Below are 13,482 nucleotides of genomic sequence, written 5' to 3'. Positions count from 1 at the left end.
GCGAATGTGCCGGAATTCTTCCCATTGTATACAAGATTGAACTAATTTTTGTTCCATGGGACCGGGTGATCAGGTTCTCGGCGCTGCAGGTCAGCCAATCGAAAGACGCGGCTGTAGCGGAAAGCCGCCGCGCCGACGGATGGAATTAAGGATATTTTTAAGCCTGCCGATAGCGATCTGGCTGTTCCCGTTTTGTATACAAAAAATAATCGACAAGACCGAGGTAAGCACCATGGGCTTTATGAATCGCAGCATCCAGTGGCAGCTGATTGTCAGCATGGGCGCAGCCCTGTTGACCAGCATCCTGATTGTCATCCTGGTGTATTCCTCGGCGGTCAATCGCCTGGCTGAGCGATATCTGGTCGGCGAAGCGTTGCCGGCCAATGTCACCGCCATCCGCAACGATATCGAGCGCACCTTGACCGCTCCGATCACGGCCGCGGCGGGAATAGCCGGAAATACGCTGGTCCAAGACTGGCTGCTCAATGGCGAGAGTGCTGAGCAGGCGGAAACCATGAGCCGTTATCTTGAGGGGGTGCGCGCGCAGCAGGGGGCGCTGACTACCTCCATCGCCGTTCTCGCCAGCGGTCATTACCACACCGAAAGTGGACTGACGCGGGTGCTCGACCGCAGCAACCCGAGCGAGGGCTGGTTCTATAGCTTGATCGATGGCAACCGGGACAGCCGTGTCGACATCGATATCGACAAAGCCACGCGCCAGCCGACGATGTTCATCAACCAGCGCATCGTCGCCGACGGTCGCAAGCTGGGTGCCGTCGGGCTGGGCTACAGCCTGCAGACGATGTCCGAGCTGATCAGCGGGTTTCGCTTCGGCGAGCGGGGTGAGGTCTATCTCGTCAATGCCGCCGGACGCGTCATGGTCCACCCGAACAGCGACTACAACGACAGCGCGGAACTGGCCAGGCTTATGGGCGGCGAGGCGGCCGGACGACTGCTGGGCGGCGAGAAGCAGACGGTTCGTTTTGAGCGCGACGGCGAAGCTTTCATGGCGCTGGCACAGCCGATACAGAGTCTCGGTTGGATGCTTGTCAGCGAAGTGCCGGAAACTCAGATCTTTGGTGAAGCGCGGCAGACGCTGTGGAGCACCAGCCTGATCGGTCTGGGGGTGGCGCTGTTTTTCCTCTTCCTGGTGGTGTTGCTGGCGCGCGGACTGGTCAGACCGATCCGCCAGGTCACCAGCGCCCTGGTGGAGATCGGTGGCGGCGGTGGTGATCTCACTCGGCGGCTGGACGAGAGCAGGGCCGATGAGCTGGGTGATCTTGCCCGTGGGTTCAATCGTTTTATCGCCAGCCTGCGCGTTTTGATTGGCGATGTGCTGACCACCAGCGAGCAGCTGCGCGAGGCGGTGGTACAGGTGTCTCAGGTGGTGGACAACACTGCCGGGCGCGCTGGCCGGCAGAATGAGATGACCGACATGGTCGCTACGGCTGTGCATGAGATGGGGCTGACCGTACAGGAGATCGCCCGTAATGCCAGCAACGCGGCGCAGGCATCCCAGGGCGCGCGTGGAGAAGCGCTGCAGGCGCGCACGGTGGTGGGTGAGTCCATCGCGCATATAGAGCGCATGTCCGGCGACATCGGCGATGCCGCAGAGGCCGTGACAGATCTGGCGCAACAGGTGGCTGATATCGACAAGGTGCTGGCAGTGATTCGCAGCATTTCCGAACAGACCAACCTGCTGGCGCTCAACGCTGCCATCGAGGCGGCCCGAGCCGGTGAAATGGGGCGTGGTTTTGCGGTGGTGGCCGATGAAGTCCGCACACTCGCCAGCCGGACCCAGGCCTCCACCGACGAGATTCAGCAGATGATCCAGGGGCTCAAGAGTGGCGCGGAGAACGCGGTCACCTCGATGCATGCCGGGCAGGCGGCAACCGGCACCGGTGTGCAGGCCAGCCAGCGCACCGGCACCTCTTTGGCGACCATCACCGAGCAGATCGAAGCGATCAGCGATATGAACACCCAGGTGGCGGCCGCGACCGAGGAGCAAAGCAGCGTTACCGAAGAGATCACTCACAACGTCCAGGGAATCGCCGATCTGGCCCAGAGCACAGCGAGCGAAGTCCAGGGTTGCCTGGAGCGATGCCGGGAGCTGAGCCGCTTGGCCGAGGATCTGCAGCGCAAGATGGGTAGTTTCCGGCTGTAGGAAACCTAGGACGACCACGGAGGCCGAGCAGTTGCTCGGCCTCCGTGGGGGTGGGCCTTGGCCGCGAGCCTGCTCTTGTGGTTCTGCGCTGTGGTTGGCCTGCGAGAGTTCGCGAACAAGTTCGCTCCTACAGAAAAGCTGGGCACTCGGCTGGACTGTATAGGAGTAGCCCTGGTCACGAGCTTTTATGCGGGCTCGTGAAAAGCTCGCAAATAAATTCGGTTTTACAAAAAGCGCAGATCTGCCCTGACTAGAGGACAAACAAAAATGCCAGTCAGGTTGACTGACTGGCATTAGGCCTAACGGCTTTTTCTCATCTCCGGCGCGATGAAAACTTAGAAGTAGTGCGCCTTGACGATAAAGTTGACGACGTTGTTATCGGTGTTGAAGGCGCTGCTGTCTTCGATGCCGTACTTGTTGCTCCAGTAGTCGTATTCGATACCGACGTAGAGCATGCCCGCCTTCTTGTCCAGGGCCTTGCCCAGGTCGTACTTGATCTGCGGGTTGATGTGCAGGTTCTTCGCCACGTAGTCGGGGCTGTTCTTCGAGCCGGCGTCGTTGACCACCCAGTCGATGTAGCCGTCGAAGAGGATGTCGGACTTGCCTACCGGAATGGTCATGGCCCAGGTCGGGGTGATCTGCCATTGGCCGCTGGCCTTGCCGGTGGCGCCGTCGGGCTTGCGGTAGTAAGTGTTGATGGCGAAGCGGTCGAAGCCGGGCACTTCCAGGTCCACCGCCGGGCCGAGCAGGTAATTCTGGTTCGGCGTGCCGTCGGCCTGGCTTTCACCGCGCTCATAGGTGGCGGAGATCAGCACATCCTTGATCGGGCCGAAGGACAGATCCTTGCCGGTGACCTTGCCCAGCGACAGGCGCGGGCTGAACTCGCCGTAGTAAGTACGGCCGTCCTTGCCCGAATGGCCGTTGAACCACTTGTGATCGACGAACAGGAACATGTCGCCCCAGTTCCAGCCACTGGCGTGCTCGAAGGTAATGGTCTGCTGAATGTCGGCTTCACGGCCGTCCTGGCCAGAGTCAACGGCGAAGTTCTTGCCGTACAGATAGGTCAGGCTGTTGTTCTGCCAATGCATTTCAGCAAAGGCCGGAGCAGCGAGCAGAGAGCCGGCCAGGGCGAGGGAGAGCGGAGCGAGTTTGAAGTTCATCTGAGTACCCTTGGTTTTTTATTGTGGCTTTGACGGTAATTTCACTGCGCAGTCACATGCCGCAGCAAAAGGGGGCGGGGTCAGCCTGATCGGGCAATGAAAACAGTGAAGACGCCGGCGTAGGCTCGGTGCAGGCCCGTCTTGTTATCGCTGATGAGGGAGGAGTCAGAAGACTCCGGAATTCGCTTGGGAGCATGGTTCAGCCTGCCTGTTATTTATTGTTCGTCATGGCTTAGGACTGGTGCCTGATCTGCCGAATTGTTGTCCGGGCGGTCAGTTATTTTAACTATAGCAATTGTAGACAAGTTGCCAAACAAATAATTTTCCTATTGTACACAATGTCTGGAACTGTCGATTGGCCATCAGATAGCAAGCAGCCCGCACATGGCGGGCTGCAGTTGCAGCGTTCAGAGCGCTGCTGGCGAAGGCCTTCAGCCCTCAGTTGATCTGCGCTCCCTGAGCAATCCAGGTGGCCAGCAGATCACGCTCTTCCTGAGTCATCTGCGTGATGTTGCCCAGCGGCATGATCTGGCTGGCAATCGTCTGCGCATGGATCTTGGCCGCCATCTGCTGGATCTGTTCGGGGGTGTCGAACATCACGCCGGCTGGCGCTGCGCTGAACAGAGGGCTGGTGGGCTTGGCCGAATGGCACACCGTGCAACGTTCTTCGATCACGCTGCTGACCTTGCTGAACTGGCTATGGCTTTCAGCGTTGTTCTGCTGCTCGCTGATGCTGGCTTGCTCCGGTGTGGTCGGCGCAAGGTTCTGCGGCACCGGCTGGCGGTTCGGCGACAGCACGAAGGCCAGGCAGATCATGCCGACCGCTGCGGCAGGCAGCGCCCAGGCGAAGCGGTTGCTGTCGTGGCGGGTGTTGAAGTAGTGACGTACCAGTACCGACAACGCGCCGAGTGCAGCCAGGATCAGCCAGTTGTATTCGCTGCCGTAGGTGCTCGGGAAGTGGTTGCTGATCATGATGAACAGCACCGGCAGGGTGAAGTAGTTGTTGTGGCGCGAGCGCAGCAGGCCCTTGGCCGGCAGTACCGGGTCCGGGGTACGGTTCTCTTCGATCGCCTTCACCAGCGCACGCTGGGCCGGCATGATGATGCGGAACACGTTGCCGACCATGATGGTGCCGATCAGCGCACCGGTATGGATGTAGGCAGCACGGCCGCTGAAGATCTGCGAATAGCCCCAGCAAGCGGCGATTACCAGAACGAACAGGACCAGGCCGAGCAGCGCCGGGGTCTTGCCCAGACCGGAGTCGCAAAGCAGGTCATAGACGAACCAGCCGACGATCAGCGAACCGAAGCCGATGGCCACCGCGGCTGCAGGGGACAGGTCACTGCCCGGCAGGACAAGGTACAGGCCGGGATTGAGGTAGTAGACCACCATCAGTAGGGCGACGCCCGACAGCCAGGTGGTGTAGGCCTCCCACTTGAACCAGTGCAGGTTTTCCGGCATTTGCGGCGGGGCGAGCTTGTACTTCTCCAGGTGGTAGATGCCGCCACCGTGAATTGCCCATAGATCGCCCGACAGGCCTTCCCGCGGATTGCTGCGGTTGAGGTTGTTCTCCAGCCAGACGAAGTAGAAGGAGGCACCGATCCAGGCGATGCCGACGATCATGTGAATCCAGCGAATACCCAGGTTCAGCCATTCGGTGAGATGTGCGTCCACGATTTTTACCTCTCGCGCGGTCGGCGAACCGACCGTTGTTTCTTGTTATTCGACTCGTAGCGGAAAGCCTGTGTTGCGCTCACTGCGAGTCCCGGTGGGGGTCGAGGTACAGCTCATCCTCGCTAAAGAAATGCTCGTCGCAGTTGTTGCCAGAACCGCTGCGATCGACCACCAGGAATTCATCCCGCTTTTCGATCGTCAGCACCGGGTGGTGCCAGACGCCGCGGTGGTAATTGACGCCCTGCCTTCCGTTGCTACGGAAGGCGCGGACAGCACCTGGTACAGGTTCATCGCCAGCAGGCGCGACCACGACCAGAAAGGGATGGCCGAGCAGCGGGATAAACGCCTGGCTGCCCAGCGGATGACGTTCCAGCATCTTGATCACACGCGGCATTTCCAGGGCGTCAGCCGCGAAAATGCTGATGATGGCCTGATCTTCCGGCTGCGCCGTCTCGACCGTCGCCAGCTTGTGATAGCGGCGGGTGGAGCCGTTGTTGATCATGAAATACTCACTGCCTTCGGTTTCGATCACGTCACCGAACGGGGCGAAAGCTTCCTTGGTCAACGGCTCTATCTTGAGTGTGCGCATGGCTGGTTACTCTTCAATTCGTTGTTATTAGATGACCGGCTTACATCGCCTGCAGGCGGAACAGCGCGATCTTGTTGATCTCGTTTACAGCGCGGGTGAATTCCTCTTCCGGGGTGTTGTGCAGGCGTTCCTCGAAGGCCGCGAGGATCTGGTGCCGGTTGCTGCCCTTTACCGCCATGATGAAGATGAAGCCGAACTTCTCCTTGTAGGCCGCGTTGAGTTCGGTGAAGCGGGCGAATTCTTCGGCAGTGCATTCGTGAATGCCGGCGCCGGCCTGCTCCGAGGTGCTGGACGCAGTCAGTTCGCCGCGTACGGCAGCCTTGCCGGCCAGGTCCGGGTGCGCGTTGATCAGCGCCAGCTGGGTTTCGCGCGGTGCCTTGAGCAGGATCTGCGACATGCGCTGGTGCAGTACCTCGATGATGTCCAGGGTCTCATCGACGCCCAGGTCATAGGCCTGCTCCGCGACCCAGGGCGAATGCTCGTAGATGTCGGCGAAGGCGGCGACAAAGGTGTCGCGGTCCATGCTGGACGGCTTGATCGTCTGGAAGCGGCTCATTTCGCGCTCTCCTGCTTGAAGGGGTGGGTGGCATGCCAGTGGCGGGCGATATCGACGCGGCGGGCGAACCATACCTGCTCATGACCCTGCACGTATTCGATGAATCGCTGCAGTGATGCCAAGCGCGCAGGGCGGCCGAGCAGGCGGCAGTGCATGCCGATGGTGAGCATCTTCGGCGCTTCGGCGCCCTCGGCGTAGAGCACGTCAAAGGCGTCTTTCAGGTAGGTGAAGAAGTCGTCGCCGCTGTTGAAGCCCTGCACCTGGGTAAAGCGCATGTCGTTGGTGTCCAGGGTGTAGGGGATCACCAGGTGCGGCTTTTTCGGGGTGCTTTCCGGGTCCCAATAGGGCAGGTCGTCGTCGTAGGTGTCGCTGTCGTAGAGGAAGCCGCCTTCCTCGCGCACCAGCCGGCGGGTGTTCGGGCCGGTGCGGCCGGTGTACCAGCCCAGCGGACGCTCACCGGTGATCTCGGTGAGGATGCGGATGGCTTCGAGCATGTGCTCGCGTTCCTGCGCCTCGTCCATGTACTGGTAGTCGATCCAGCGATAGCCGTGGCTGCAGATCTCATGACCTTCGGCGACCATCGTCTTGATCACTTCAGGATGGCGCTGTGCAGCCATGGCGACGGCGAAGATGGTCAGCGGAATATCGTGTTTCTTGAACAGCTTGAGCAGGCGCCAGACGCCGGCGCGACTGCCATATTCGTAGAGCGATTCCATGCTCATGTTGCGCACGCCCTGCAGTGGCTGGGCGGCGACCATCTCGGAGAGAAACGCCTCCGACTCTTTGTCGCCATGCAGAATGCAGCGCTCGCCGCCTTCTTCATAGTTGAGGACGAACGACAACGCGATGCGCGCATTGCCCGGCCACTTGGGATGGGGTGGGTTGCCGGCATAGCCGATGAGGTCACGAGGATAGTCGGCGCTCATTTATTGTTCTTTTCCTTCGGTTGTTTACGAGGTCGCTGGTAGCTGATTGAAACTGGCAACCTGATGATTTGATTGTATACAAAAGCTTTTTCGGTTTGTAAATCAAAACCCCATGAAAAAGTGATGGGTGGTACGCCTGCTATCTTGTCGATCCGTGGCGCCAGCCCTCTATGCCGCGGTTTACGTGGGTCGAGTAAGCATCAATCGCCGACCCGGAACAACCGCTTGTAAGTTTGTGTACAATTTTGCTTGTAAACTGTCTTTAAAGCTTTGGTGCACATGCTATGCTCCAGGCAGTCCACAACATCGAATAAGAGGAGGCGGGCGCCTGCGGCCGTTGGTTACCGCGGTGCCGGAAAACTATGGGACGTTTGACTACTCACGTACTGGACGCCGCTCATGGCTGTCCTGGCAGCGACATCAAGATCGAACTCTATCGCGTGGAGGGCGAGCAGCTTGAGCTGGTAGCCAGCCAGCAAACCAATTCCGATGGCCGCTGCAATACTCCGTTGCTCGAGGGCGACGACTACCGTTCCGGCGTTTACCAACTGCAGTTCAGTGCGGGCGACTACTACCGCGCACGGGGCGTGAAGCTGGCCGAGCCGGCTTTCCTCGATGTGGTTGTGTTGCGCTTTGGTATCGACGCTGAGCAGGATCATTACCATGTACCCCTGCTGATTTCTCCGTACAGCTATTCGACGTATCGCGGCAGCTAAGAACGCTCGGCCAGAGCCTGCTCTGGCTCCGCTGGTAATCCCACCACCCGCCCTTAGAGGCGGGTGTTTTTTTGCCTGGAGAAAGACGGCCTTGTTGAGGTGTGCCCCGTATAGGATCGGTATGGCGTCTGATCCTGATGCCGCCGGCTAGAAGGCTTCGCGTCCGGTGCGCCCACAAAGAAGCCCCCGAGGCATACGCATCGGGGGCTTTGAGTGGCCGCCTGCTATCTATTTATAGAAAGGCGAACTTGGCGATGAACACGATGCACAGCACATAGAGGCTGACCGACACCTTGCTGGCCTGGCCGGTCAGCAGTTTCAGCGTCGCGTAGGTCAGGAAGCCCAGCGCGATGCCGTTGGCGATAGAGAAGGTCAGCGGCATCATCACCACGGTGACGATGGCGGGGATGGTATCGGTGTGGTCCTTCCAGTCGATATGCGCCATGCCGCTCATCATCAGCATCGCTACATAGATCAAGGCGCCGGCGGTGGCGTAGGCGGGGATCATCCCGGCCAGTGGGGCGAAGAACATGGCAGCGAGGAACAGCACGCCGACGGTGATGGCGGTGAGGCCGGTACGGCCACCGGCGGCCACACCCGAAGCACTTTCCACGTAGCTGGTCACGGGCGGGCAGCCGACGAAGGCACCGACCACGCTCGAGGTACTGTCGGCTTTCAGAGCGCGGGAAAGGTTCTGGATCTTGCCATCCTCATCCACCAGGTTCGCGCGGTGTGCGACGCCCATCAGGGTGCCGGCGGTGTCGAACATGTTGACGAAGAGGAAGGCCAGGATGACGCTGATCATCGCCACGTTGAAGGCGCCGGCGACGTCCATGGCAAGAAAGGTGGGTGCCAGGCTCGGCGGCATCGATACCATGCCGTTGTATTCCACCAGTCCCATGGCCAGGCCGATGCCGGTAACGACGAGCATGCTTACCAGAATGGCGCCGAACACGTTGCGATGGCTGAGCACGGCAATCATCAGGAAGCAGATCGCCGCCAGCAGTGCATTGGGTTCACCGAAGGAGCCCATGGACAGCAGCGTGGCCGGATTGTCGACGACGATGCCGGCGGTTTTCAGACCGATCAGCCCGAGGAATAACCCGACCCCGGCGCCCATGGCAAAGCGCAGGCTCATGGGAATGCTGTTGAGCAGCCATTCGCGTAGCCGCGACAGGCTCATGATCATGAACAGGATGCCCGAGAGGAACACCGCGCCCAGCGCGACCTCCCAGCTGTAGCCCATTTCACCAACGACTGTATAGGTGAAGAAGGCGTTCAACCCCATGCCGGGCGCCAGACCGACCGGCCAGTTGGCGTACAGCCCCATGAGCATGCAGCCCAGCGCGGCGCCGACGCAGGTCGCGACGAAGGCAGCGCCGTGGTCGATACCGGCGGCGGCCATGATGTTCGGGTTGACGAAGATGATGTAGGCCATGGTGACGAATGTCGTCAGGCCGGCGAGCAGTTCCGTTCTAACGCTGGTGCGGTGTTCGCTTAGTTTGAAGAATCGATCGAGCAGTCCGGGTTTGTCCGGCTGCACGGCAAGGGCCTGTTGTTCCTGCTTGGTGCTTTCCAAGGGATGTTCCTCATCGTTCTTGTTGTCGATCACCCAGAGTCGGGACAACTCTCGAGGCAGGTGACGGTTAAGGGCTCAGGCTGCCTCATTTTTGACTTCGAGGTCAGGATGGCCTGGCCCGATTATGCTTTTGTATACAAGAAATGCAACTGCGTTTTGTGGCGAAGCATCAAATAACTGCGTCATTACGACGCATGGTCATCTGAAGTGCAGGAAATTCACGGGAAAGCGCGCTTTAATTGCTTAGCTAAGCAACGGTTTGTACACAATTCTTGGCGAAATATTGCGTCTATAACCAATGGCTACTCCAGTCAGATAGCGAAACCAAGTACAGTTCGCTGTGCCGAAACCTCCGATGCGAGCCATCATGAACGAACAGCTGCAGCCTCTGAAAAAGCCGTCCCGCAATGGCAAGGTGCGTACTGGGACGCAGGACGACATCGTCTACGCCCACATCTTCGACGCCATCCTCGAGCAACGTCTGGCGCCAAGCACCAAGCTCAGCGAAGAAGCCTTGGGGGAAATCTTCGGAGTCAGTCGCACCATCATTCGCCGCGCATTGTCACGGTTGGCCCATGAGGGGGTGGTGTTGCTGCGACCGAATCGTGGTGCGGTGGTCGCATGTCCAAGCGTTGAGGAGGCTCGGCAGGTCTTTTTTGCACGGCGCCTGGTAGAGCGTGCGATCACCGAATTGGCGGTGCAGCACGCCACAGATGAGCAACTGGCCGAGTTGCGGCAGATGGTGCAGGACGAGCAGGACTGCTTTGCCCGTGGCGATCGTGGCGCCGGCATCCGACTGTCCGGCGAGTTTCACCTGAAACTGGCAGAGACCGCGAAGAATGCACCTCTGGTAAGTTTCCAGCGCAGCCTGGTCTCCCAGACCTCACTGATCATCGCCCAATATGAAAGCAGCAACCGCTCCCATTGTTCTTACGATGAACACAACCAGCTGATTGACGCCATCGCCGCCCGTGACAGTGACAAGGCGGTAAGTCTGATGATGCATCACATGGACCACGTCGACAGCAAGCTCGACCTCGACGAAGACAGCGCCTCGCGCGACCTGCACGCGGTGTTTTCCCACATCTTGGGCAAGAATGGAAAGAGCGCGAAAAAGCGCTGACGCCGTAGGGTGGATGGCCGAAGCCATCCACGCGGATGTTTGTTCAGGCTATAGCTGGGCGTATCCCGCCAAAGTCGCTGGGTTCCCATACGAAGCGTAGGAACGGTCAAAGTACGTCGGGGTTGAGTCCGAGTGTGCGATCAGGAATGACCCAAGACCTGTGGGAGCGAGTCATGCTCGCGAAAACCTGGTTTTGGCAAGCTTCGCGGGCATGGCCCGCTCCCACGAAGCGGTGACGTTACGCTTCCTTCCTGTGCACCGAAACGCCGCCGCGTAGGTTTCCTTCACCGCGCGGTCGTCGCCGAGGATGGTCAGTGCGAAGAGTTTTTCCGCTAGCGTCGTGGCGATGCTCAGGCGGTAGTCGGTCAGCAACGTGGCCTTGTAGCACCGTAGGGTGGATGGCCGAAGCCATCCACGCGGATGTTTGCTCAGGTTATAGCTGGGCGTATCCAGGCGAGATCGCTGGGTTCCCATGCGAAGCGTAGGTACGGTCAAAGTACGTCGGGGTTAAGTCCGAGTGTTTGATCTGGAATGACCCAGGACCTGTGGGAGCGAGCCATGCTCGCGAAAACCCTGGTTATGCCATGCTTCGCGGGCATGGCCCGCTCCCACGAAGCTGTGACGTTACGCTTCCTTCCTGTGCACCGAAACGCCGGCGGCGTAGGTTTCCTTCACCGCACGGTCGTCGCCGAGGATCGTCAGCGCGAAGAGTTTTTCTTCCAGCGTCGTAGCCTGGCTCAGGCGGAAGTCGATCAGCGGCGTCGCCTTGTAATCAAGCACCACGAAGTCCGCTTCCTTGCCCGGCTGCAGGTTGCCGATCCGGTCGTCCAGGTAGAGCGCGCGGGCGCCGCCCAGGGTGGCCAGGTACAGCGACTTGAACGGGTCGAGCTTCTTGCCCTGCAGCTGCATCACCTTGTACGCCTCGTTCAGCGACTGCAGCTGGGAAAAACTGGTGCCCGCGCCGACGTCGGTGCCCAGGCCAACCCGCACACCATAGCCTTCCACTTTTTCCAGGTCGAACAGACCGCTGCCCAGGAACAGGTTGGACGTCGGGCAGAAGGCCACCGCCGAACCGGTTTCGCCCAGGCGCTGGCATTCGTCGTCACACAGGTGCACGCCGTGGGCGAATACCGAGCGTGCGCCGATCAGGCCGTGGTGGTCGTAGACGTCCAAGTAGCCCTTGCGCTCGGGGAACAGCTCGCGCACCCATTCGATCTCCTGGCGGTTCTCCGACAGGTGCGTGTGCATGTAGAGGTCCGGGTATTCCTGAAACAGCTTGCCGGCCAGGGTCAGCTGCTCGGGCGTGCTGGTCGGCGCAAAGCGTGGGGTGACGGCGTAATGCAGGCGGCCCTTGCCGTGCCAGCGCTCGATCAGCGCCTTGCTGTCGGCGTAGCCGGATTCGGCGGTGTCGGTCAGGTAGCCCGGCGCGTTGCGGTCCATCAGTACCTTGCCGGCGATCATCCGCAGGTTGCGCTTTTCGCAGGCTTCGAAGAAGGCGTCCACCGATTCCTTGTGCACGCTGCCGAACACCAGCGCGGTAGTGGTGCCGTTGCGAAGCAGTTCCTTGAGGAACACCTCGGCGACTTCGCCGGCGTGCGCTGCGTCGCCGAAGGCGCGCTCGGTGGGGAAGGTGTAGGTATTGAGCCAGTCCAGCAGCTGCTCGCCATAGGAGGCGATCATGCCGGTCTGCGGATAGTGGATATGGGTATCGATGAAACCGGGCGTGATCAGCGCGTCCGGGTACTCGGTCACCTCGGTGCCCGCCGGCAGGCTGGCCAGCAGCTCGGCCGCCGCGCCGATCTGCGCGACCTTGCCGTCCTCGACGACCAGCAGGCCGTCTTCGAAGTATTCGTAGGACGCCTCGATGCCCACCTCGCGAGGGTCGGCAAGGCTGTGGAGCAGGGCGGCACGGAAGGCTTTGGCTTGGGGCATGACAGTTCTCGGAATCGTTGTATGAGTGCGGTGCAGCACTGTGGGAGGCCCGACCTCGGGGCGAGCTTTTCAGCCCGTTTCGCCGCGAGGGCACGCCTCCCACAGGAAGGAGAATGGCCGGGTGATCAGCTGGCCTGCGAGCGACGCGAGGCAGGCACCAGCATCGGTACCGGCTTTTCGCCGTCGGCGCTCTTCTCACCGAAGTTGGCGTTATAGGTGGCGATCACCTCGCCGGCAATGGAAACCGCAATTTCCACCGGCAGTTTGCCCTTCACTTCGGCGATGCCCATGGGGCAGCGCATGCGTTGCACGGTTTCCGGCTTGAAGCCGCGGTCGCGCAGGCGATGCTCGAACTTGGCGCGCTTGCTCTGCGAGCCGATCAGGCCGTAGTAGGTGAAATCGTTGCGTTCGAGGATCGCCGCGGTGAGCTCCAGATCCAGCTGGTGATTATGCGTCATCACGATGAAGTAGCTGCCGGCTGGCATGTTATCCACTTCATCGACCACATCATCATTGACCACCTTTTCCACGCCAGCGGGAATCTGCTCGGGGAATTCGTTATCCCGCGAATCGATCCAGCGCACCTTGCACGGCAGGCTGGCCAGCAGGGGCACCAGCGCGCGGCCGACGTGACCGGCGCCGAATACGGCGATGTGCGCCTGGGGCTGGCCCATGGGCTCGAACAGCAGCACCGTGGCGCCACCGCAGCATTGACCCAGGCTGGCGCCGAGGGAGAAGCGCTCCAGGCGGGTTTCGCGCACGCGGTTCTCCAACATCTCGCGAGCGATGGCCTGCGCCTTGTATTCCAGGTGGCCGCCGCCGATGGTGTCGTACAGGCGCTCGCGGCTGACGACCATCTTCGAGCCGGCATTACGCGGCGTCGAGCCACGTTCCTCGATGATGGTCACCAGCACGCAGGGTTCGCCTTGCTGTTGCAGCTCGGCGAGTGCGTTGATCCAGACCGTGTTGCTCATGTTCAGTCCTCGCAGCTGGAAGACCGTGAAGCGTCTTCCACCAATACGTTCGTGTTGCGCCAATGGTGCACAAGCGGAGCGTTGTCCAC

General features: G+C 60.5%; 11 protein-coding genes and 2 pseudogenes. 4 read left to right on the top strand and 9 right to left on the bottom strand.

Annotation, left to right across the window (positions count from 1 at the left end):
- Positions 1–55: 55 nt before the first annotated feature.
- Positions 56–1,306 (top strand): annotated as a pseudogene (locus BN1079_RS17970) (HAMP domain-containing protein); the annotation flags it as partial.
- Between the two features lie 120 nt (positions 1,307–1,426).
- Positions 1,427–2,164: a methyl-accepting chemotaxis protein gene (locus BN1079_RS17965; RefSeq protein WP_408581880.1), complete on the top strand. Its 738-nt coding sequence runs from the start codon at positions 1,427–1,429 to the stop codon at positions 2,162–2,164.
- Positions 2,165–2,499: 335 nt separating this feature from the next.
- Here BN1079_RS17965 and BN1079_RS07750 read toward each other — a convergent pair whose 3' ends face one another.
- The 5 genes from BN1079_RS07750 to puuE all read right to left on the bottom strand — a co-directional run bounded on the left by BN1079_RS07750 (position 2,500) and on the right by puuE (position 7,069).
- The gene (locus BN1079_RS07750; protein ID WP_037023471.1) at positions 2,500–3,324 is read right to left on the bottom strand and encodes an outer membrane protein OmpK; all 825 of its coding nucleotides are present in this window, start codon (positions 3,322–3,324) and stop codon (positions 2,500–2,502) included.
- A gap of 438 nt (positions 3,325–3,762) precedes the next feature.
- Complete coding sequence (locus tag BN1079_RS07745; protein WP_037023470.1) at positions 3,763–4,998, bottom strand: urate hydroxylase PuuD; 1,236 nt, start codon at positions 4,996–4,998, stop codon at positions 3,763–3,765.
- Between the two features lie 79 nt (positions 4,999–5,077).
- A complete protein-coding gene (locus BN1079_RS07740) occupies positions 5,078–5,587 on the bottom strand; it encodes an ureidoglycolate lyase (protein ID WP_037023469.1) in 510 nt (169 codons plus the stop codon).
- A gap of 40 nt (positions 5,588–5,627) precedes the next feature.
- Complete coding sequence (uraD, locus tag BN1079_RS07735) at positions 5,628–6,143, bottom strand: 2-oxo-4-hydroxy-4-carboxy-5-ureidoimidazoline decarboxylase (protein WP_037023468.1); 516 nt, start codon at positions 6,141–6,143, stop codon at positions 5,628–5,630.
- Positions 6,140–7,069, bottom strand: a complete 930-nt coding sequence (gene puuE / locus BN1079_RS07730; protein WP_037023467.1) for an allantoinase PuuE — start codon at positions 7,067–7,069, stop codon at positions 6,140–6,142. Before puuE ends, uraD begins: the two co-directional genes overlap by 4 nt.
- Before the next feature lie 362 nt (positions 7,070–7,431).
- On the opposite strand from puuE, the gene uraH reads away from it, so the two are divergent.
- A complete protein-coding gene (uraH, locus tag BN1079_RS07725; RefSeq protein WP_037023466.1) occupies positions 7,432–7,785 on the top strand; it encodes a hydroxyisourate hydrolase in 354 nt (117 codons plus the stop codon).
- A gap of 232 nt (positions 7,786–8,017) precedes the next feature.
- On the opposite strand, the gene BN1079_RS07720 is transcribed toward uraH, so the two are convergent.
- A complete protein-coding gene (locus tag BN1079_RS07720) occupies positions 8,018–9,364 on the bottom strand; it encodes an NCS2 family permease (RefSeq protein ID WP_037026700.1) in 1,347 nt (448 codons plus the stop codon).
- Between the two features lie 367 nt (positions 9,365–9,731).
- On the opposite strand from BN1079_RS07720, the gene BN1079_RS07715 reads away from it, so the two are divergent.
- Positions 9,732–10,487, top strand: coding sequence for a GntR family transcriptional regulator (locus BN1079_RS07715; RefSeq protein ID WP_037026698.1), 756 nt, complete (start codon positions 9,732–9,734; stop codon positions 10,485–10,487).
- A gap of 238 nt (positions 10,488–10,725) precedes the next feature.
- Here BN1079_RS07715 and BN1079_RS07710 read toward each other — a convergent pair.
- The 3 genes and pseudogenes from BN1079_RS07710 to xdhC all read right to left on the bottom strand — a co-directional run.
- Positions 10,726–10,871 (bottom strand): annotated as a pseudogene (locus BN1079_RS07710) (guanine deaminase); the annotation flags it as partial.
- A 240-nt stretch (positions 10,872–11,111) separates the two neighbouring features.
- Complete coding sequence (gene guaD, locus BN1079_RS07705; protein WP_037023460.1) at positions 11,112–12,419, bottom strand: guanine deaminase; 1,308 nt, start codon at positions 12,417–12,419, stop codon at positions 11,112–11,114.
- A gap of 125 nt (positions 12,420–12,544) precedes the next feature.
- Positions 12,545–13,393 (bottom strand): xanthine dehydrogenase accessory protein XdhC, encoded by an 849-nt coding sequence (xdhC, locus tag BN1079_RS07700; RefSeq protein WP_037023458.1) that lies wholly within the window; start codon positions 13,391–13,393, stop codon positions 12,545–12,547.
- Positions 13,394–13,482: the final 89 nt, after the last annotated feature.

This window comes from Pseudomonas saudiphocaensis, assembly GCF_000756775.1.
GTDB lineage: Bacteria > Pseudomonadota > Gammaproteobacteria > Pseudomonadales > Pseudomonadaceae > Stutzerimonas > Stutzerimonas saudiphocaensis.
This window is presented reverse-complemented; position numbering and strand designations above follow the sequence as displayed.

Coding starts and splice junctions, on each gene's coding strand:
- BN1079_RS17965 (WP_408581880.1), top strand. CDS start 1,427: ATGACCGACATGGTCGCTACGGCTGTGCATGAGATGGGGCTGACCGTA.
- uraD (WP_037023468.1), bottom strand. CDS start 6,143: ATGAGCCGCTTCCAGACGATCAAGCCGTCCAGCATGGACCGCGACACC.
- uraH (WP_037023466.1), top strand. CDS start 7,432: ATGGGACGTTTGACTACTCACGTACTGGACGCCGCTCATGGCTGTCCT.
- puuE (WP_037023467.1), bottom strand. CDS start 7,069: ATGAGCGCCGACTATCCTCGTGACCTCATCGGCTATGCCGGCAACCCA.
- BN1079_RS07715 (WP_037026698.1), top strand. CDS start 9,732: ATGAACGAACAGCTGCAGCCTCTGAAAAAGCCGTCCCGCAATGGCAAG.
- BN1079_RS07750 (WP_037023471.1), bottom strand. CDS start 3,324: ATGAACTTCAAACTCGCTCCGCTCTCCCTCGCCCTGGCCGGCTCTCTG.
- xdhC (WP_037023458.1), bottom strand. CDS start 13,393: ATGAGCAACACGGTCTGGATCAACGCACTCGCCGAGCTGCAACAGCAA.
- BN1079_RS07740 (WP_037023469.1), bottom strand. CDS start 5,587: ATGCGCACACTCAAGATAGAGCCGTTGACCAAGGAAGCTTTCGCCCCG.
- guaD (WP_037023460.1), bottom strand. CDS start 12,419: ATGCCCCAAGCCAAAGCCTTCCGTGCCGCCCTGCTCCACAGCCTTGCC.